The organism is Ideonella sp., from assembly GCF_041914305.1.
In the GTDB taxonomy this organism is placed as follows: Bacteria; Pseudomonadota; Gammaproteobacteria; order Burkholderiales; family Burkholderiaceae_C; genus Ideonella.
Window position 1 is genome coordinate 296978 of the sequence record NZ_JAYSDQ010000002.1, and the last position, 17847, is coordinate 314824.

General features: G+C 71.5%; 20 protein-coding genes. 10 read left to right on the forward strand and 10 right to left on the reverse strand.

The features are described from left to right. Positions 1–52: 52 nt before the first annotated feature. Positions 53–379: a BON domain-containing protein gene (locus ACE3SG_RS04085; protein WP_374562722.1), complete on the forward strand. Its 327-nt coding sequence runs from the start codon at positions 53–55 to the stop codon at positions 377–379. A gap of 64 nt (positions 380–443) precedes the next feature. Here the strand turns inward: ACE3SG_RS04085 and ACE3SG_RS04090 are convergent, their stop codons facing one another. Further along, the gene (locus ACE3SG_RS04090; protein WP_374562723.1) at positions 444–1055 is read right to left on the reverse strand and encodes an outer membrane beta-barrel protein; all 612 of its coding nucleotides are present in this window, start codon (positions 1053–1055) and stop codon (positions 444–446) included. Positions 1056–1214: 159 nt separating this feature from the next. Here ACE3SG_RS04090 and ACE3SG_RS04095 point away from each other — a divergent pair, with 159 nt between their 5' ends. The 3 genes from ACE3SG_RS04095 to ACE3SG_RS04105 all read left to right on the forward strand — a co-directional run bounded on the left by ACE3SG_RS04095 (position 1215) and on the right by ACE3SG_RS04105 (position 4991). Further along, the gene (locus ACE3SG_RS04095) at positions 1215–3434 is read left to right on the forward strand and encodes an ATP-binding protein (RefSeq protein ID WP_374562725.1); all 2220 of its coding nucleotides are present in this window, start codon (positions 1215–1217) and stop codon (positions 3432–3434) included. A gap of 62 nt (positions 3435–3496) precedes the next feature. Beyond that, positions 3497–3850 (forward strand): DUF2845 domain-containing protein, encoded by a 354-nt coding sequence (locus ACE3SG_RS04100; protein WP_374562726.1) that lies wholly within the window; start codon positions 3497–3499, stop codon positions 3848–3850. Between the two features lie 133 nt (positions 3851–3983). After that, positions 3984–4991: a DUF3466 family protein gene (locus ACE3SG_RS04105; RefSeq protein ID WP_374562727.1), complete on the forward strand. Its 1008-nt coding sequence runs from the start codon at positions 3984–3986 to the stop codon at positions 4989–4991. A 126-nt stretch (positions 4992–5117) separates the two neighbouring features. Here the strand turns inward: ACE3SG_RS04105 and ACE3SG_RS04110 are convergent, their stop codons facing one another. Continuing rightward, positions 5118–5372, reverse strand: a complete 255-nt coding sequence (locus ACE3SG_RS04110; RefSeq protein WP_374562728.1) for a hypothetical protein — start codon at positions 5370–5372, stop codon at positions 5118–5120. Positions 5373–5573: 201 nt separating this feature from the next. Between ACE3SG_RS04110 and ACE3SG_RS04115 the strand changes: the two genes are divergently transcribed. Further along, positions 5574–6002: a hypothetical protein gene (locus ACE3SG_RS04115; RefSeq protein ID WP_374562729.1), complete on the forward strand. Its 429-nt coding sequence runs from the start codon at positions 5574–5576 to the stop codon at positions 6000–6002. Between the two features lie 30 nt (positions 6003–6032). Here the strand turns inward: ACE3SG_RS04115 and ACE3SG_RS04120 are convergent, their stop codons facing one another. The 4 genes from ACE3SG_RS04120 to ACE3SG_RS04135 all read right to left on the reverse strand — a co-directional run bounded on the left by ACE3SG_RS04120 (position 6033) and on the right by ACE3SG_RS04135 (position 8814). After that, complete coding sequence (locus ACE3SG_RS04120) at positions 6033–6992, reverse strand: lipocalin family protein (protein WP_374562731.1); 960 nt, start codon at positions 6990–6992, stop codon at positions 6033–6035. After that, positions 6970–7428 carry a phage holin family protein gene (locus ACE3SG_RS04125; RefSeq protein WP_374562732.1) on the reverse strand — a complete coding sequence of 153 codons (459 nt, stop codon included), beginning with the start codon at positions 7426–7428 and terminating at the stop codon, positions 6970–6972. Before ACE3SG_RS04125 ends, ACE3SG_RS04120 begins: the two co-directional genes overlap by 23 nt. A 27-nt stretch (positions 7429–7455) precedes the next feature. Further along, positions 7456–7725, reverse strand: coding sequence for a GlsB/YeaQ/YmgE family stress response membrane protein (locus ACE3SG_RS04130; protein ID WP_374562733.1), 270 nt, complete (start codon positions 7723–7725; stop codon positions 7456–7458). A 111-nt stretch (positions 7726–7836) separates the two neighbouring features. After that, positions 7837–8814 (reverse strand): SDR family oxidoreductase, encoded by a 978-nt coding sequence (locus tag ACE3SG_RS04135; protein ID WP_374562735.1) that lies wholly within the window; start codon positions 8812–8814, stop codon positions 7837–7839. 243 nt (positions 8815–9057) lie between these two features. Here ACE3SG_RS04135 and ACE3SG_RS04140 point away from each other — a divergent pair, with 243 nt between their 5' ends. The 4 genes from ACE3SG_RS04140 to ACE3SG_RS04155 all read left to right on the forward strand — a co-directional run bounded on the left by ACE3SG_RS04140 (position 9058) and on the right by ACE3SG_RS04155 (position 11983). Beyond that, a complete protein-coding gene (locus ACE3SG_RS04140) occupies positions 9058–9498 on the forward strand; it encodes a hypothetical protein (protein WP_374562737.1) in 441 nt (146 codons plus the stop codon). A gap of 162 nt (positions 9499–9660) precedes the next feature. After that, complete coding sequence (locus ACE3SG_RS04145) at positions 9661–10884, forward strand: glycosyltransferase (RefSeq protein WP_374562738.1); 1224 nt, start codon at positions 9661–9663, stop codon at positions 10882–10884. A 113-nt stretch (positions 10885–10997) separates the two neighbouring features. Further along, complete coding sequence (locus ACE3SG_RS04150; protein WP_374562739.1) at positions 10998–11426, forward strand: CBS domain-containing protein; 429 nt, start codon at positions 10998–11000, stop codon at positions 11424–11426. Between the two features lie 86 nt (positions 11427–11512). Next, on the forward strand, positions 11513–11983 hold the full coding sequence (locus ACE3SG_RS04155; RefSeq protein ID WP_374562740.1) for a response regulator: 471 nt from the start codon (positions 11513–11515) through the stop codon (positions 11981–11983). Positions 11984–12077: 94 nt separating this feature from the next. Here the strand turns inward: ACE3SG_RS04155 and ACE3SG_RS04160 are convergent, their stop codons facing one another. Both ACE3SG_RS04160 and ACE3SG_RS04165 read right to left on the reverse strand, forming a co-directional pair. After that, a complete protein-coding gene (locus ACE3SG_RS04160) occupies positions 12078–12344 on the reverse strand; it encodes a hypothetical protein (protein WP_374562742.1) in 267 nt (88 codons plus the stop codon). A gap of 157 nt (positions 12345–12501) precedes the next feature. Further along, positions 12502–12867, reverse strand: a complete 366-nt coding sequence (locus ACE3SG_RS04165) for a VOC family protein (RefSeq protein WP_374562743.1) — start codon at positions 12865–12867, stop codon at positions 12502–12504. Between the two features lie 237 nt (positions 12868–13104). Between ACE3SG_RS04165 and ACE3SG_RS04170 the strand changes: the two genes are divergently transcribed. Continuing rightward, positions 13105–13581 carry a PEP-CTERM sorting domain-containing protein gene (locus tag ACE3SG_RS04170; RefSeq protein ID WP_374562744.1) on the forward strand — a complete coding sequence of 159 codons (477 nt, stop codon included), beginning with the start codon at positions 13105–13107 and terminating at the stop codon, positions 13579–13581. Between the two features lie 51 nt (positions 13582–13632). Here the strand turns inward: ACE3SG_RS04170 and ACE3SG_RS04175 are convergent, their stop codons facing one another. Further along, positions 13633–15084 (reverse strand): UDP-glucose/GDP-mannose dehydrogenase family protein, encoded by a 1452-nt coding sequence (locus ACE3SG_RS04175; RefSeq protein ID WP_374562745.1) that lies wholly within the window; start codon positions 15082–15084, stop codon positions 13633–13635. A gap of 90 nt (positions 15085–15174) precedes the next feature. Next, on the reverse strand, positions 15175–17811 hold the full coding sequence (locus tag ACE3SG_RS04180; protein WP_374562746.1) for a PAS domain S-box protein: 2637 nt from the start codon (positions 17809–17811) through the stop codon (positions 15175–15177). Between the last annotated feature and the right edge of the window lie 36 nt (positions 17812–17847).

Consider the following 17847-nt stretch of genomic DNA (forward strand, 5'->3'; position numbering starts at 1 on the left):
GGGCACACGGCTTGCTCCATGGGCAGTCCATCCATACATGAGGAGCCTGGAAATGAGAAAACTCTCTCTGATCGCCGCTGCGTTCATTGCCGCCGGCGCCGTGTTGGGCAGCGTGGGTTGCGCCGTCACCAGCGGCCAAAGCAGCGTCGGCCAGTACGTCGACGACAGCACCATCACCGCCCGCGTCAAGACCAAGATGGCCACCGACCCGACGGTCAGCGCGATGCGCATCGACGTGAAGACGGTGAACGGCACCGTGCAGTTGGCGGGCTTCGCCACCAGCCAGGCCGAAAAGGAAGCTGCGGGCAAGATGGCCGCCGACGTGCCCGACGTGAAGTCGGTGCGCAACGACATCATCGTGCGCGCGCCCAGCAACTGAGCTGGGTCTCGTGACCCGGACACACGGGGCCCGCGGGCCCCGTTTCAATGTCTTGCCTGCATGTTCAGAACCGGTAGCGGTAGCCCAGCGTCGTCAACTGCACTTCGCGCTTGCCCTGGCCCTGGAACCTGAAGTCGTGGCGCTCCCATTCGAGCACCAGCGCCGAGCTGCGCGCGACCTCGTAGGTCAGGCCGGCGCCGTAAGAGCTGCCCCAGCCCTTGGCCACCCCGGTCGGCAGCCCCGACAGGTCATCGGCGCTCACCTCGGTGCGGCCATAGGTGCCGCCGAGCTTGAAGAAGGCGCTCCACGCGCCCATCGGCAGGCGCCCGAGCAGGCTCAGGTTCACGCCCTGCGCCGAGGTGCGCCCCCCGGCCCGCTCGGCACTGCCCATGTGCACGTAGCCCAGCTCGACACCGACGTGGTTGCTGAACAAGCCGCCCACATGCACGCGGCCGGCCAGGTCGGGGTTCTTGCACCGGTAGCCGCCGAAGCCGCAACCGGTGGAATAGCGGGCCTGGCCGAAGTCGATGCCGAGGTAGCCGCTCTTGCCGATGTTGGCCGGCGTGAAGCCCTCGACGAGCACGGGCGCGTTGCCCTCCTGTGCGTGCGCCGGCAGGCCCACCGTCGCGCAGACGGCCAAGGTGATCAACGCGATGCAAGGTTTGCGGGCTGGCATGACTCGCCTTTCAACTGAAACAGTTCAGACACCTCTTGGCGACATCGTGGCCATGGCGTGGCCTCTACGGTGTCGGACGGCGCCGCATCCACAGCTGCTCTAAAGTCTGAGCGTGCTGTGGGCCGGCCGGCCCTGCCGCTGCCCCCGCTCCCCTTGCCCATGCCGATCTCGATCCGTTCCCGTTTGCTGTTGCTGCTGATGTCGGTGCTGCTGCCCGCGATGGCCGGTGCACTGTGGGTGCTGTTCAACACCTTTCGCGCCGAGCAGCGCACGATGGAGCGTGGGCTGCGCGACACCGCCAACGCGTTGTCGATGGTGGTCGACCGCGAGCTGGCGCAACGCGCCGCCATCGCCCGCATGCTGTCGATGTCGGCCATGCTGGACAACGCGCCCGCGTTGACCAAGGACCAGCTGAGCTACTTCGATAGCCAGGCCCGCCATGCGCTGCAAGGCCTGGGCGGCTGGGTCGAGCTGCACTCCGACCAGGGCCTGCTGCTGAGCACGCGCTACCCGCCCGGCATGCCGGGGCCCGCGCCCACGGCGGCCAGCGCCCCGGCCACGCTGGCCGAGACCGAGCAGGTCGGCCCGCTCGCCCGCGACCCGGCCAACGGCGAATGGCGCGCCTCGGTCGTCGCGCCGGTACGCCGCGCCGAGCACACCGCGCTGAACCTGGCGGTCACGATCCTGCCGATCGAGCTGCAGCAGATCGTCGACCACCAGCGCCTGCCGCACGGCTGGGTTGCCACCGTGATGGACGCGCAAGGCGCGGTCGTGGCCCGCTTTCCCGGCGGCTCGTCGTACATCGGGCGGCCCACCACGCCCGACCTGAAGGCGCAGATCGCCGCCAAGCGCGAGGGCCTGTTCCAGTCGACCTCGCTGGACGGCGAGCCCGTCACCGGCTACTTCAGCACCTCGCCGCAGGGCTGGACCTTCCTCACCGCGGTGCCCCGCTCGCAGCTCGCCGGCCATGTGCCGGCGGCGGTGATGCAGTTGCTGGCGGTCGGCGCGGTGCTGGCCGGCGTGGCGATCTTCGGCGCACGCTGGCTGTCGCGCCGCATCGTCGAGCCGGTGGTCGCCTTGAAAGACATGGCCGAGCGCATGCAGGCCGGCCTGCCGGTGCATGCCGAGCCGACCGGCATCGAAGAGTGCGACAAGGTGGCCAACGCGCTCGAAGCCGCCGCCTATGCCCAGCAGCGCGCCCGCGGCGAACTCGAGCGCCAGGTCAACGACGCGATCGCGCGCACCCGCGACGCCGAGCAACGCGCCTCGCACAACCAGCGTGTCGAGGCGCTGGGCCGCCTGACCGGCGGGGTGGCGCACGACGTCAACAACTTGCTCGGCGTGATCAGCAACAGCGCCTACCTGATCGAGCGCCGCAACGACGGCCAGCTCGACATCGACTCCCCGCTGGCCGCCACGATGCGCGCGGTCGAGGCCGGCCGCCGGTTGACCCAGCACCTGCTGCGCTTTGCCGGCCGCCACGCCACGCGGCCCGAGCGCGTCGACCTGGTCAGCACCCTGCCCGAGCTGCGCGAGCTGCTGGGCATCGTGCTGGGCAAGCGCATCGCGGTCGAGGTCAAGGTCGCACCCGACACACGCGCCGTGGTGGTCGACGCGGGCGAGCTGGAGCTGGCGCTGATCAACCTGGCCCTGAACGCACGCGACGCGATGCCGAACGGCGGCCACCTGTGGCTCGAAGCCGGCAACGCCGGCCCGGCCGACACCACCGAGCTGCCGGCGGGCGCGTATGTGCTGATCACCGTGACCGACGACGGCACGGGTATCAGCGACGAGGTGGCCAACCGCGCCTTCGAACCCTTCTTCACCACCAAGGCGACCGGCCTGGGCAGCGGGCTGGGGCTGAGCCAGGTGCACGGCTTCTGCACCGAGGCCGGGGGTGCCGCGCGCATCGCCGGCACGCCGGGCATGGGCACCGCGGTGACGCTGGTGCTGCCGGCCGCCCCGGCCACGGCCACCACGCCGGCCCGCAAGCCCGCGGCCGACGCGGGCGCGATGGCCGGCCTGCGGGTGCTGGTGGTCGAAGACAACGAATCGCTCGGCGACGTGACGGCGGCGCTGCTCGGCTCGTATGGCTGCCAGGTGCACCTGGCCCGCAGTGCCGAGCAGGCGCTGACCTGCTTCGACGGGGGCGAGCCGCCGTTCGACGCCGTGTTGTCCGACATCGTGATGCCGGGCGGGATGGACGGCGTGGCGCTGGCCCGCCAGCTGCGCGCGCGCTACCCGCAGCTGCCGCTGGTGCTGATCAGCGGCTACAGCAACGTGCGGCCGGCACAGAGCGAATTCACCGTGCTGAGCAAGCCCTGCAGCCCGGACGACCTGGTCGGTGCGCTGAAGCAGGCGGTGGCCGCCAAGGCCTGACGCCGGCGCCAACGCACGCCCGCGCGCACAATGCTCGCAGCCTGTTGCCGGCCGAGGCCGCCATGAAACCACGTCACGCCATCGTTTGCATCGCCGCCGCCGCGCTGGGCCCATGGGCCGCGGCGCCGGCCTGGGCCGAATCGCTGCGCTGCAACGGCAGCAGCACCGGCGAGGGCGATTCGCGCCTGGCGGTGCTCTACAAGTGCGGCGAGCCGCTGCTGAAAGACAGCTACTGCGCCCCGTGGGTGCAGGCCGGCACGCTGCAGCCGCTGCCCGGCCCCTACGCCGCCGTAGTGGCGCCCTGCCAGCCGGTCGAAGAGTGGGTCTACGACCGCGGCCCCGGCAACCTGATGGCCACCGTGCGCTTCAAGTCGGGCGTCGTGCAGTCGATCCTCTACGGCCGCGCGCCGCAGTGAAGCCCCCCTCGCGGGGACTTATTCAGCGCCGCCCTAACCAGCAAGTTAGGGGGTCAACGGGATCGGTTCGAAGGGCTACGATCGGCCGTCCGCACCCGCCCCCCGCACCCTCGCACTCGGGAGAGCTTTCAGCATGGCCGCCTCACACGCCCTCGCCGGTCTCGTCGCCGCCTTCAGCATCGCCGCTGCCCAGGCCGCCACTTACCAAGTCACCGATGTCGCAGCCTCCCAGGCTTTCCACATGGGCATCAATCGAAGCGGCGCGGTGACCAGCACGCTGGGCATCGACGGTGTCGACTATGCGTTCGTGTTCGAGAACGGCAGCCTGCGCTTGCTCGAAGCCGCCGGCCAATACAACTCGGGCAACGCCATCAACGACCGGGGCGACGTGGCGGGCACCTGCCAGGGCCCCCAGGCCCGCCGGCCGAAGGCCTGCATCTGGACCACCGCCGGGCTGCGCAAGTTCAAGGGGCTGCTCGGCGGTGGCATGGTCACCGTCGAGGGCATCAACGAGGCGCGCCAGGTCGTGGGTTCGTCAGACGCAGGTTTGGGCCGGGTCCACCCATACCGCTACGACCATGGTGTGATGATCGATCTCGGCACCCTGGGCGGCAACGATTCGCGCGCCTTCGCGATCAACCGGGCGGGCCACGTGGCGGGCTACTCGCTCGTGGCAGGCAACCAGATCCACTACCACGCCTTCATCCACGACGGTGCCCAGCTGAAAGACCTCGGCACGCTGTCGGGCGGCTCCAGCTTTGCCTATGCGCTGAACGACGCCGACGTGGCGGTCGGTGCCAGCGACCTGGACGACGGCCGACGCCACGCGGTGATCTTCGATGGCGGGCGGGTCACCGACCTCGGCACACTGGGCGGCAGCAGCAGCGCCGCGCGGGCCATCAACAACCATGGCGTCGTCGTCGGCTGGTCCGACACCCCCACCTACCGCCACCAGCGGGCCTTCATCTATCGCAATGGCCACATGACCCCGCTCACCCATCACCTGGACCCGGTCAGCGGCGCGGGCTGGACGCTGACCAACGCAGGCGCCATCAACGACGCCGGCCAGATCGTCGCGCAGGGCTACCGTGGCGAAGACACGCAAGACGCCCACACCCTGCTGCTGACACCGATCGACTAGGGCCTGTTCACACTACGCAAGCCCGTGCGAACGGGCCGGGCAGGGATGCAGGGCAAGGCGCACGCCGCCGCCCAGGCTGATGCCTGGGCAAGGTGGGCAACGACGCCATGCGCCGGGCCCGGCAGGTCACCCGATCAACAGCCCGGCCGCGGCCAGGCGCGACTTCATCGCCGCGAAGCCGCCTTCGTATTCCCAGTACATCACCCGGCCGTGCGACGAGGTGACCAGCAGGTACTTTTCGGACACCGACTGGATGCGGTCGACCGCGACGAGTTTCTCGACGAAGGCCTCGTCGCGGATCTCTTCGACGACCTCCTGGTTGTCATCGGTGTAGCCATGCATGACGATGGCCGAGCGAACGCGAACGGAGATGAATTTCATGGGGGGTGGGGTACAGCAGCGCAAGGTTGGCCCACTATTCTGGCGTGGCGCTGCCAGCCTTGCAGCCGTGGGGTTAGGATCTGCTCGCGCTGGGTGAGCGCCCCCCCGCGGCGACCCGCACCGCGCCACCACAGCATTCCAAGGCGCCGGACTCGCGCACGATCGCCAGGGCCCTGGCGACACTGAAGAAAGGACACCGCCATGTTCCCCTGGCTCTGGTTCTGGGCACCCCAAATCCACTTCCCCTGGAGCGGCAACGACGCGCTGCGCGTCGACCCGAACACGCATTGGTTCTTCCAGGGCATCAGCCCGGGGGCCGGCAACGCCCAGATCGAAGAAAAGGCCTTCGGCGTGGCCAGCTACGGCAAGCAGCTGGGCCTGATCACCGAGGTGCTGATCGCGCAGGCCGAGCAGAACGGCAGCGCCACGCCGCAGGCGGCCGAATCGCTGGCCAAGCTGAAGGCGATCGCCCGCGAGATCGAGGCCATCAAGCATGGCGAATACGAGCAGGCCGCGGTCGACCTCGAAGCGCAGCTGCAATCCCTGCAGCGCCGCGGCGGGCCGGCCTACGCGCAGCTGAGCGCGCGGCTGCTGCCGTTGCTGCAGGCGCCCCCGGCGATCGGCGGCTGACGGCCCACCGGCGCGCTGCGCGCAGCCCCGTCAGCTCGCCGCCGGGCCCGGCTGCGACACCTGCAGCTGCTCGACCGGAAAGCCCAGCCCACGCGCCAGCTCGACCATCTCGGCCAGAGCCTCGGGCGCGATCTGCGGCTCGCGCGCCAGCACCCACAGGTTGCGTCGGCCCGGCTCGCCGATCAGCGCCAGCGAGTAGTCGTCGGCGAGGTGCAGGATCCAGTAGTCGGCCCAGCCGATCGGCAGCCAACGCAGCCAGGTCGGCAGGAACGTGACCTCCAGCTTGGCGCCGTGGCTGCCGGGCCGCACCCGCGCCTGGCCGTGCGCCAGGCGCTCGTGGCCATCGGCCTCGAAGCAGCCGTTCAAGACCTCGAGCACCCCGCCCTCGCGCAGCGCGTAATGCGCCCGCGGCTGGCCACTGCAGGCCCGCTCGAACGTGTTGGGCAGGCGCGCGATCTCGTACCAGGTGCCGGCGTAACGCCCCAGGTCCACCTGGGCCACGGTGCGCAGCGGTGGCAGCCCGGCGCCGGCGTCGCGAGCCTCGCCGGCGTGGCTGAAGGCGTCGCGCAACCCGTCCATCAGGTAGCGCGAGGCGAGCATGCCCAGGTTCATCATCGCGCTGGTCGGGTTCGAGCCCCAGCGCTGGCGCCAGTGCTCGGGGATGAAGGGCCAGGCCAGCGCCACCAGCTCGAGCCAGTCGAGCTTGCCGGGCCGGGCAGCGCCCGCGGCGGCCGCATGGTGCGCCGCCGCGTGGGGCGCAGGCCGCGGGCGCACGCGGCGCCACAGCCACCAGCCTGCCAGCAACGCCAGCGCCCCACCGGCCACCGGCATCACCCAGCGCGCCGGGTCGCGCGCGCGCCGCACGCGTTGGCCGAGCAAGGCCACCTGGCGCTTGACGCGTGCGTCGCGGGCCATCAGCGCCAGCTCGGCGCGGCGGATGCGCGTGTCGAGATCGTCGCTGCTGGCGTCAGGGAGCGGTGGGTGGGCCATCGGGCTCGTCAGGGTTGGCTTCAGGGGGAGCCGGCGGCGACGACATCGTCAGGTGCCGGCGCGTCGCGGGCAGGCTCAGCCGGGTGGCCAGCTGGCGCACCTGGCCCACGGCCAGCAGCACCGCCGCCAGGTTGATCAGCAGCACCGGCAGCAAGGCCAGCGCCCAGTGCACGCCCAGGCCCACCAGCGCGATCACCACGCCGGCCCACAGGGCCAGCCAGGCGGTGACGCCGAGGATGGCGATCGCCACCACCCAGGCCACGATGCGCGCCAGCGCCGAGCCGGCGCGCGCGAGTTCGAGCGCGAACAGCTCGACCCGGTCGCTGACCAGGCCGGGCAATTCATGCAGCAGGCTCTGCAGCGACTCGGTCAGCGTCTCGCCGCGCGCGGCGCCGCCGCCGGCCAGTGGCTCATCGTCTCGGGATCCATCGGCCATGCGCGGCGCCTCGTTTCAGCGGCGGGCTCAGCGGGGTGTCCCGCGGCGCACCAGGTTGACGATGGCCAGCAGGATGACGGCCCCGACCAGCGACACCAGCAGCGCGCCCAGGCTGAAGGCGCCCTGGTTGATCGTCGGCACGCCGACCATCGGTGAAATGAACCAGCCGCCCAGCATGGCGCCGACGATGCCGACGATCACGTTGAGCAGCACGCCTTGCTGCGCATCGGTGCGCATGATCATGCTGGCGACCCAGCCCAGAAGACCACCAATAACCAGCCAGATGATGAGGTTCATGTCGGCAACTCCTTGTGAGAGGTGGGGAAGTTTGAAAACGCGAACCCTCTTTGAGCAAACGCCGTGCCTTGCGCCTTATGCCATATGCCTGCCGGGCGCCAGCCGCCCCACTCAGATGGCGCCAACGCTGCCGGTGACCGGCAGCACCACCCCGCTGATGTAACCCGAACACACCGGCGATGCAAGAAAGACGTAGGCCGGCGACAACTCCTCGGGCTGGGCCGCGCGCTTCATGTCGGTCTTCTGGCCGAACTCGGCCACCTTGTCGGCCGGGCTGTCGGCCGGGTTCAGCGGCGTCCACACCGGGCCGGGCGCCACCGCGTTGACGCGGATGCCCCGCTCGAGCAGGTTGCTGGCCAGCGACTTGGTGAAAGCGTGGATCGCCCCCTTGGTGGCCGAGTAGTCGAGCAGCTTCTCGCTGCCGCGCAGGCCGACGACCGAGCCGGTGTTGATGATCGAGCCGCCGCGCCGCAGGTGCGGCAAGGCGGCGCGGGCCATGCGGAAATAACCGCCAATGTTGGTGTCCAGCGTCTCCTGCAGGCGCACGTCGTCGATGTCTTCCAGCGACGCCGCATGCTCCTGGAAGGCGGCGTTGTTGACCAGCACGTCGAGCTTGCCGAATTCGGCCACGGTTTGCTGCACGGCCTGGCGGCACCAGGCGTCGTCCTTCACGTCGCCCGGCAGCAGCAGGCAGCGCCTGCCCTCGGCCTCGACGCACCGTTTGGTTTCGGCCGCATCGTCGTGCGACGAGTGGTAGGCCACGGCCACATCGGCCCCCTCGCGGGCGAACAGCACCGCCACCGCGCGGCCGATGCCTGAATCGGCACCGGTGATCAGCGCCGCAAAGCCCTGCAGCTTGCCGCTGCCGCGGTAGTCGGGCGCCATGAAGCGCGGCTTCAGCTCCAGGTCAGCCTCGCGGCCCGGCTTGGCCAGGTGCTGGGCTGGCAGTTTCTCGGGCTGGCGGCGGGCACCGGCCTGCACCGCGTGGTGGCCGGCATCGTCCTGCCCGGCCTGGCGTTCCTGGTCACGGCGGTCTTGCTGTTGCTGGATCTCGCGTTGGGTCTTCGAGGTGGTGTCGGCCTTGGCCATGGGCTTGCTCCTGTTGAAACGATCGGCACAGGCCCGGTGGCCGGGCCCGCAAGGGGCCCTGAGCAGCCCGCGTGCCGCCAGCCGTGGCAGGACCGGCCGACCGCAGGCATGCCCCGATGGCCGCCCGGTGCGCCGCACGCGGCACGAGGATTGCCGGCCAGACGACGCGGCGCTTGCCGCGCCAACGGCCTTCAACCGCCCGCGGCGCGCAGCGAATCCTCAACCTACCTTGGAGTCTTTGAGATGAACAAACTCGTCACCCGTCTGACCAGCGCAGCCGCTGCTTGCCTCGTCGTGGTCGCCGGCGTCGCCGTCGCCCAGAACACCGACAGCGGCAAGGGCGGCGGCACCACCGGCCCGGACACCACCGCCTCGCCGACGCTGCCCAATTCGGCCAACACGACCACCATGCCGTCGACGACCACGCCGTCGACCACCACACCGTCGACGAGCGGCAGCTCGACCACGATGCCCAGCTCGACCTCGTCGCCGAGCACGGTGAACCCCAACACCAGCACCGGCACGACGCCGAGCACCGGCGCCACCGGCACCAGCAGCTACAACAGCGGCAGCGCCACCACGCCGTCGACCACCGACTCGTCGGCCACCGGCAGCAGCTACGGCTCGACCCCGTCGAGCGACTCGACGCTGACCGACCGCGCGGCGCGCAGCGACCGCAACTGAGTGCCAAGCGTGCCGCCGGGCGCAGCAAGAACTGCCGTCCGTCGGTAGGCCTTACGGCACAACGGGCGCGCGCCGGCCATGCCGGGACGCGCCGCTTTCCTGCCCTTGCGGGTGAAACCCGCCGCAACGACGCGGTGGCATAAGCCTTGCAACGACCGCTGCATGCCCGACACCTCGCGCCCCCCGCCGCGCAGCCTTTACCGGCCGGAGGGCCCTCACCTGCTCGACGCCACGATGCTGTGGGCGCGCGAGGCCTGCGGTGGGGTGCGGCGGGCCATCAGCACCAAGCGCGCCATGCTGGTGGCGCAGGGCTGGCGGCACACCCTGGTGGCGCCGGGTGTGCGCGGGCCGGACATGGTCGACGTTGGCGGCGTGCCGCTGCCCCTGTCCGGCGGTTACCGGTGTGTCTGGAACCGCGCCCAGGCCACCCGGCTGATCGAAAAGGCCGAGCCCGAGATCATCGAGTCGTCCGACCCCTTCACGCTGGCCTGGGCCGCGCTCGACGCGGCGCGCGCGCTGCAGGTGCCGTCGGTGGCGTTCTGCCACAGCAACCTGCCGGCACTGGCGGCGCATTGGGCCGGCAACCGCTGCGCCACCGCCTGGCCCGGCCGCTGGGCCGAACGCCAGGCCCAGCGCTACCTGGCGCGCGTGTATGCCGGCTTCGACATGGTGCTGGCCCCCAGCCGCGCGATGACCGACACGCTGCACGACCTGGGTGTGCGTCACGCGCAGCACCAGCCGCTGGGGGTGGACTGCGCGGTCTTCAACCCGGCCGCGGCCGACCCGGCGTGGCGGCGCGCGCTCGAGCGCCGGCTGCAGTTGCCGCCGGGCACGCGCCTGCTGGTCTACATCGGCCGATTTGCCGCCGAGAAGCACCTCGACCTGCTGAGCCGGGCCGTCGAGCTGCTCGGGCCGAAGCATGTGTTGCTAGCGGTGGGCAGCGGCCCGCGCCCGCCCAAGGGCCGCCAAGTGATCGTGCTCAAGCCCCAGTTCCACAGTGGCCGACTGGCGCGGCTGCTGGCCAGTTGCGACGCGTTCGTGCACGCCGGCGACCAGGAAACCTTCGGCCTCGCCGCGCTGGAGGCGATGGCCTGCGGCACCCCGCTGGTCGCCAGCGCTGCCGCCGGCCTGGGCGAGCTGGCCGACGGGGTGGCGATCACGATGACCTCGCGCCGCCCCGGCGACTGGGCCGAGGCGATGCGCGCCGCGCTGGCCGGGCGCGACGGCGACCTGGCCGGCCGGGCGCTGGCCCGCGCCCGTGAACACGACTGGAAGCGCGTGCTCGACGGGTTGTCGCAGCGCTACCTGCACCTGCTGCAGCGCGGCCCGCTCGACACCGACGAGCCCAGCGCCACCCCGACCCAGCCCCTGTTGCTGCAAGCCTGACGCCGGGTCGCCCGCCGGGGCGGCCGATGCGCAGCCCCGCGCCACAAGAGGCCACCACGCGGGCGCGCGGTTTGCCCGGTCAGGGTTCCGTGTTCGTGCCTCAGGAGAACCCCATGCCCCACGTGAGCGAGATCATGTCCCCCAGCCCCCAGGTCATCGGCCCCGAAGACACGCTGCAGCGTGCCGCCCGGATGATGAAGGAGCTCAATGTCGGCGCGCTGCCGGTGTGCAACGGCAAGCGTGTGCTCGGCATGGTGACCGACCGCGATATCGCGATCCGCGGCGTGGCCGCCGGCATGAAGCCCGATGCGGCCTGCGTGTCCGACATCATGACCGTCGACGTGCAATGCGCCACCGAGGACCAGGACAGCGACGAGGTGATGCGCCTGATGGGCGACGCGCAGGTGCGCCGCGTGCCGGTCGTCAACCGCCGGCACGAACTGGTCGGCATCTTGTCGCTCGGCGACCTGGCGCTGCGCCAGTCGCACGACACCGACCAGACCCTGCGCGAGATCTCGCTGCCCACCGCCCACGCGGCTTAGGACCCCCTACTTCCTGCCGCCGCCCCCGCCGCGGCGGGATCGGCGCTTGCCGCTCGGGGCCACAACGGCTGTGAGAGGGATCCTGGGTGAGCGATGACATCGACAACCTGGCCGAGTTGCGTGTGTTGATCGTCGACGACAGCGTCGACGCGGCCACGTCACTGAGCTATCTGCTGCAAATGATCGGCTGCAAGACCGCCGTCGCCTTTGGCGGCGAGATGGGGCTGCGCGTGGCCGAGCTGTTCCAGCCGGCGCTGGTGTTCCTCGATCTGAACATGCCGGGCCACGACGGCTGCGAGGTGCTGGCCAAGGCGCGCAAGCTGCAGGGCCGCATCACGCACGCGCTGTTCGTCTGCCTGACGGCCACCGGCAGCCTCGACGATGAGCAGCGCTGCCTGGCCGCCGGTTTCGACCACTTCATCCGCAAGCCGCTCGAACCGCAGGTGCTGAGCGACATCCTGCTGAAGGCCCGCGCCCGCCAGGCCAGCGTGGCCGCGGGCTGGTGGCCGCTCGACGCGGCGCAGCAGCCGCCCGACGCCGACGACCCCCGCTCCTGAAGCGAGGTTGTGCGCACGTGAGGCGCACGACAAAACGGGCGGTGCCCGAAGACACCGCCCGCCGATCAGAGACAGGTTCGGGGCGCTTGGGCGCCTACTTCGCCTCGCCCTGCGGTTTCGGCTCGGGCTTGGGCTGCTTGTTCTCTTTCTTGCCGCTGTCGGCCTTCGGGTCGGTGGGCGACGAGGCAGGCGCGGTCGGCGCAGCAGGCGCCGAGGCGGCCACCGTCGGGGCGGCGACCGGGGCGGCGACCGGGGCGGCGACCGGGGCGGCGACCGGGGTGGCGACCGGGGCGGTGGTCTGGGCCAGCACCGGTGCGGCCATGGCGGCGAAGGTCACAAGGGCCATCAGGGAACGGGTCATCGGATGAAGTCCTTTCGAGGTGGTTGCCGCCGGCGATGGGGTTCATCACCCGACGTGCGAAGCCATCCTAGAAAGCTTTGGCTGATGCAAACCGGCCCAAGGCGCTACAGCTGCAACCCTGTGCAAATGCGCCAGGCGTTGTCCTACACGGCGGCTTTCAGTCGATGTTCTGCGCCACGCGCCACAGCACGCCGCTGGGGTCGAACAGCACGAAGTCGCGCATGCGCCAGGGTTGGTCCTGCGGCTGATCGACGCGCACGCCGAAGCGCTGCTGCACCCCCGACTGCAGCACATGCGCATGCCAATCGTCCACGTTGGCCACCAGCAGGTGCATCTGAAAGTTCTTCACGAACTCGGGCTGGTTGAAGTCTTGCAGCAAGAAGCTCGTGTCGCCGTGGCGAACGTAGGCCAGGCCCTCGCCCGACCACGGGATCTCGAAGCCGAGGGCACGGTAGAACTGCTGCGAGCGCTCGAAGTCGAGCGCGGGTACGAAGGCCTTGATTTCGGTCGTGGCGAGGTTCATTGGCAGACGCTCGGCGAAGGTGGAAGCCGCCGATTCTGGCAGCCCACGCGCCGCCGAAACGCTTGCAGAAAAAGCTGCCCCGCCGACCGCGCCGCCGCCGCTCGTGCCGGCCGTTTCGCGCCCGATTCGCCGGGCCGGCCTGGCCTGTGGTTTGCCATTGCACAAAGCCGCACCTCGTCTGCAAAAGGCGCCCGGGCGGCACAGCCGCAGGGATCTGTCGCCGCCGAAGGAGAAGTCATGAATCTGATGTGTGGGGCCGTCGTGATCATGGTGCTGGCCGCGGGCCCAGCCGGCGCCGCCCTGCCGCAACCTCATCGCGACATGCGCGACGATCACTGGGGCTCGGTGGCAGGCCACCCCATCGCCGGGGCCGACCTGACCGGCAGCGACTGGGCCCAGCGCATCGACTTCGCCTCGGCCGCCAACGGCCCGCTGCAACCGGTGGCCTGGTCACCCCCGCCGGTGCGGGCAGACTTCGATCACCTGCCGCCGCCCGCGCTGCCAGCGCCATTGGCCGACACCGCCGACCCGCTCGGCCCGATGCCACGCAGCGGCGACACCGGCGCCGCGCTGGCGGGCGACATCGTCGCCGAGGACGGCCTGGCCCATCTGGGCGAGGTGCTGGCGGTGCCCGAGCCTTCGGCCCTGCTGATGATGCTGGCCGGCCTGGGGGCGATCGCGTTCGTGATCCGCCGCCGCATCAACGACGCCTGACGGCCTCGCGGCCCGCGCAGGCCACCAAGCCCACCCCGGCGGGCCGCGGCATCAACGCGCGAAGGCGACGATCTCGGCCGGCCTGTCGTGCACGGCTCGGCCGACCCCGCGGTAGCCGAAGCCCAGCTCGACCAGCTCGTGCGCCGGGCAGACGTTGCGGCCGTCGAAGACCCGGTGGCCCTGCATGCAGCGGCGCACCTTGCGCCAGTCGATGCGGCGGAACTCGGGCCAGTCGGTGACGATGGCCAGCGCATCGGCGCCCACCACCGCGCCGAACGGATCGGCGGCAAAGCGCAGCCGCGGCAACCCGGCGTAGCGCAGCCGCGCGGCCGGCATCGCCTGCGGGTCGTAGGCCACCACCTCGGCCCCTTCGGCCAACAGCGCCTGGATCAGCGCCTCGCTGGGCGACTCGCTCAGGCTGTCGGTGCCCGGCTTGTAGGCCAGGCCCCACAGCGCGATGCGGCGCCCCGCCAGGTGGCCGTCGAAGGCCTGGATGATGTGCCACGGCAGCAGCGTCTTCTGGCGCTCGTTGGCCTGCTCGATCGCGTCCAGCATCGGCAGCACCAGCCCCAGGTCGGCCGCGCTGCGGCGCATCGCGCGCACATCGCCGGGCAGCCCGGGGCCGCCGAAGCCGCAGCCGGGCGACAAGGCCCGCTCGCCGATGCGGGCGTCGCCGGCCATGCCGCGCTGGACCTCGCCGATGTCCACCTGCAGTTGCTCGGCCAGCAGCGCCAGGTCGTTCATCAGGCTGATGCGCGCGGCCAGCATCGTGTTGCTGGCGTACTTGGTGAACTCGGCAGCGCGCAGGCCCATCGGCACCCACTGCACCGGCGCCTGCAGCAGCGGCGCGTACAGCTGCCGCAGCAGCCGAAACGCGGCCGGCGTGTCGGCACCGGCCACGATGCGCGGCGGTTGCAGAAAGTCGTTGACCGCCTGGCCGTGGCGCAGGAAGCCGGGGGTGGCCGCGACCGCGAACGGCAGCGCCGCACCACGGCGGGCCAGTGCCGCGCCGATCACCTCGCGCACCCGATCGGCCGTGCCGACCGGGGCCGTGCAGTGGGTGGCCACCAGCACCTCGCGCGTGATGCGCTCGCCAATGCCACGGGCCGCGGCCAGCACCTGCCGCACGTCGACCCAGCCGCCTTCCTGGGCCTGGCCGCCGTAGATGCCAGAGGGCGTCTGCGCGATCAGCTGCACCCGGCCATGCGCGACCGCCATGTCGGTGTCGGCGGTCAGGCGCAGGCGGCAGGTTAGGCCGTGCCGCACGATCAGCTCGGCCAGCCCCGGCTCGTCGAACGGCAGCTCGGCGCGGGCCAGCTGCGCCAGGCGGGCCGCGCCCGCGTCGGTGCAGACCACGCTGTGGCCGAGCTCGGCCAGGCAGGCCGCGGCGACTAGGCCGGCGTGGCCGGCGCCGTGCACGGTGACCGCCAGCGGCTCGAACGGCACGGGTCTGTCGACCGGCGCGGGCCGGGCGCCTGGCGATGCCGAGTCGTCGGCCCTCATGGTTGCACCTCGTGGGGGGCGACGCAGCGGTGGAGCACGGGCAAGGTCATGCCCGCGCATCGGGCAAGCGGCGTTCCTGCACCGGGGCCTTCAATGCCGCGGCGCCGCGGTGGTCTCGGCCACGCCCAGCAGGCGCAGCAGGCTGTTGATGTCGACCGGCTTGACGAGGTGGAAATCGAAGCCGGCTTCGTTCGCGCGCTCGCGGTCGGCCTCTTGGCCCCAGCCGGTGCAGGCGATGCACAGCGGCGGCCGGCCGGCGCTCTGGTCGCGCAGGCGCCGGCACAGCTCGTAGCCGTTCAGCTCGGGCATGCCGATGTCGAGCACTGCCACGTCGGGCCGCCACTGCGAAGCGAGCTGCAGCGCCTCGCGCCCGCCATAGGCCGTGCGCACCTCTTGCCCGTGCAGCGACAGCATGGCCGCAAGCGTCTGCGCCGCGTCGACGTTGTCGTCGACCACCAGCAGCCGGTGGCGCGGCGGGTCGGTGGCCTCGGGCCGCGCCGGCGCGCCGGCCTCGACCGGCACCGCCTCGCCCACCGGCAGCCGCAGCGTGAATTCGCTGCCCCGGCCGGGCCCGTCGCTGTGGGCGTGCAGCGTGCCGCCGTGCTGCTCGGCCAGCCCGCGCGCCAGCGCCAGGCCGATGCCCAGGCCACCGCGCGTGCGCTCGAGCGCCGGCGACAGCTGCGAGAACATGTCGAAGATCAGCGGCAACTGTTCGGCGGCGATGCCGATGCCGCTGTCGCGCACGCTGACGCAGGCGTGGTCGCCGTCGCGCCAGGCGCGCAGCACGATCTCGCTGCCGGGGTCGGAGTACTTGGCCGCGTTGCTCAGCAGGTTGGCCAGCACCTGCGTCAGCCGCGTCAGGTCGGCGTGCACGGTGATCGGCTGCCCGGGCAGCGCCAGCTGCAGCCGGTGCCGCTTCTCGTCGACCAGCGGCTGCGTCGCCTCGATGGCCTGGCCGACCACCCGCTGCAGGTCGAGCCGCTCGAGCCGCAGCTCGATCTTGCGGCGGGTCAGCCGGCTCGCATCCAGCAGGTCTTCGAGCAGGTGGCTCATCTGCACCACCTGGCGCTCGATGATGTCGCGGCACCAGGCCACGCGCTGCGGGTCGCTCACGTCGTGGTGCAGGATGCTGACCGCGTTGCGCAGCGGCGCCAGCGGGTTGCGCAGTTCATGGGCCAGCGTGGCGATCATCTCGTCCTTGGCCTGGTCGGACTTGCGCAGCGTCTGCTCGCGCTGGCGCAGCTCGGCGACCAGGTGGCTGCGCTCGAGCATCGCCGCCACCTGGCTGCACAGGCTCTTGATGACCAGCAGGTCGCCGCCGCGAAAACGGTCGCGGCTGGTCGACACGAAGGCCGCCACGCCATAGACCCGGCCGTGCGCCATCAGCGGCCAGCCGACATAGCAGCGTGCCCCCGCCTGCCTCAGCCGCCGCACCTTGTCGAACGGGCTGTTCTGCACGTCGTCGACCACGATGCGGCTCTTGCGCTGCACCGCCAGGCCGCAGGGCGAATCGGCCACGGGCACGCGGGCCAGCTCGGCCTGCTGCTCGTCGCTCAGGCCGATCGACGACTGCAGCTGCATCACCTGGCCGTCTTCGCTGACGCCGTAGTTCAGGCAGATCTCGCACCCCACGGCGGCGCGCACCCGCTCGAGCAGCTCGCGTTGCATCGTGGCCGGGTCCTGCTCGCCCAGGATCAGCCCCTGGCTCGCGCTGGCCAGCACATCGAGCTGGCGGATGCGCTCGTGCAGCGCCCGGTCGACACGGTGGCGCTCGCTGATGTCGCGCGCGATCAGCGCCGAGCCCACGACCTCGCCCCGCTCGTCACGGATCGGCGACAGGCTCATCGACACCGGCACCCGCGCGCCGTCGGGCTGCAGCCGCTCGGACTCGAGGTGCGCCACCTTCTGGCCCTGCCGCAGGCGGTACAGCAGGTCGGCCTCTTGCGCCTGCAGCTCGGGCGGCACGAGCGCGTCCATCGTCTGGCCCAGCATCTCGTCGGCCGTGCGCCCCAGCAGCCGGTGGGCGCCCTCGTTCCACGAGGTGACCCGGCCCTCGACGTCGCGGCTGACGATCGCATCGTCCGACGACGCGACGATGGCCGCGAGCCGCGCCAGGCCCTCGCGCATGCGCACCCGCTCGCTGATGTCCAGCAGCGCGATGCGGCATTGGCGGCCGCCGTACGGCGTGGCCTTGACCACCGTGGTCTCGAGCGCAACCCAGCGCCCCGCCCCGCCGCGCGCCGGCAGCAGCGGCAGCTCGAGCGGGCCGCCCCCGCGGCCGTGCTCGACCGCGTCGATGTGCAGGCGCAGGCCGACCAGGTCTTCGCGGTGAAAGAACTGCCGCAGCGAGCAGCCCAGCAGCTCGGCCTGCGGCACGCCCAGCAGGGCCGCGGCCACGTGGTTGCCGTCGACGATGCGGCCCTGCGCATCGAGCGTCACATAGCCCAGGGGCGCGCGGTCGTACAGGTCGACATAGCGGTCGCGCGATTGCTTCAGCTCGACGTGGGCCTGGCGCAGCTGCTCGTTCTGCATCTCCAGCTCGACCTGGTGCTGGCCCAGCTCACGGATCAGGCGCGCCATCTCGTCGGGCTCGATCGCGCCGTCGTCCCGCTGCAGGGCCTCGGCCACGCGCGCCTCGGTGCGGCGGTGGATGTCCGAGAGGGTCGCGCCCAACCCAGCCGCTGCCGGCTGGGCGGGGTCGAATGGGGTGGGGTCGAGAGAGGTCAACGGCTTCCCAGCGTTTGCAAGGTGCCGGCCCACACT

Coding starts and splice junctions, on each gene's coding strand:
- ACE3SG_RS04085 (WP_374562722.1), top strand. CDS start 53: ATGAGAAAACTCTCTCTGATCGCCGCTGCGTTCATTGCCGCCGGCGCC.
- ACE3SG_RS04090 (WP_374562723.1), bottom strand. CDS start 1,055: ATGCCAGCCCGCAAACCTTGCATCGCGTTGATCACCTTGGCCGTCTGC.
- ACE3SG_RS04095 (WP_374562725.1), top strand. CDS start 1,215: ATGCCGATCTCGATCCGTTCCCGTTTGCTGTTGCTGCTGATGTCGGTG.
- ACE3SG_RS04100 (WP_374562726.1), top strand. CDS start 3,497: ATGAAACCACGTCACGCCATCGTTTGCATCGCCGCCGCCGCGCTGGGC.
- ACE3SG_RS04105 (WP_374562727.1), top strand. CDS start 3,984: ATGGCCGCCTCACACGCCCTCGCCGGTCTCGTCGCCGCCTTCAGCATC.
- ACE3SG_RS04110 (WP_374562728.1), bottom strand. CDS start 5,372: ATGAAATTCATCTCCGTTCGCGTTCGCTCGGCCATCGTCATGCATGGC.
- ACE3SG_RS04115 (WP_374562729.1), top strand. CDS start 5,574: ATGTTCCCCTGGCTCTGGTTCTGGGCACCCCAAATCCACTTCCCCTGG.
- ACE3SG_RS04120 (WP_374562731.1), bottom strand. CDS start 6,992: ATGGCCCACCCACCGCTCCCTGACGCCAGCAGCGACGATCTCGACACG.
- ACE3SG_RS04125 (WP_374562732.1), bottom strand. CDS start 7,428: ATGGCCGATGGATCCCGAGACGATGAGCCACTGGCCGGCGGCGGCGCC.
- ACE3SG_RS04130 (WP_374562733.1), bottom strand. CDS start 7,725: ATGAACCTCATCATCTGGCTGGTTATTGGTGGTCTTCTGGGCTGGGTC.
- ACE3SG_RS04135 (WP_374562735.1), bottom strand. CDS start 8,814: ATGGCCAAGGCCGACACCACCTCGAAGACCCAACGCGAGATCCAGCAA.
- ACE3SG_RS04140 (WP_374562737.1), top strand. CDS start 9,058: ATGAACAAACTCGTCACCCGTCTGACCAGCGCAGCCGCTGCTTGCCTC.
- ACE3SG_RS04145 (WP_374562738.1), top strand. CDS start 9,661: ATGCCCGACACCTCGCGCCCCCCGCCGCGCAGCCTTTACCGGCCGGAG.
- ACE3SG_RS04150 (WP_374562739.1), top strand. CDS start 10,998: ATGCCCCACGTGAGCGAGATCATGTCCCCCAGCCCCCAGGTCATCGGC.
- ACE3SG_RS04160 (WP_374562742.1), bottom strand. CDS start 12,344: ATGACCCGTTCCCTGATGGCCCTTGTGACCTTCGCCGCCATGGCCGCA.
- ACE3SG_RS04165 (WP_374562743.1), bottom strand. CDS start 12,867: ATGAACCTCGCCACGACCGAAATCAAGGCCTTCGTACCCGCGCTCGAC.
- ACE3SG_RS04170 (WP_374562744.1), top strand. CDS start 13,105: ATGAATCTGATGTGTGGGGCCGTCGTGATCATGGTGCTGGCCGCGGGC.
- ACE3SG_RS04175 (WP_374562745.1), bottom strand. CDS start 15,084: ATGAGGGCCGACGACTCGGCATCGCCAGGCGCCCGGCCCGCGCCGGTC.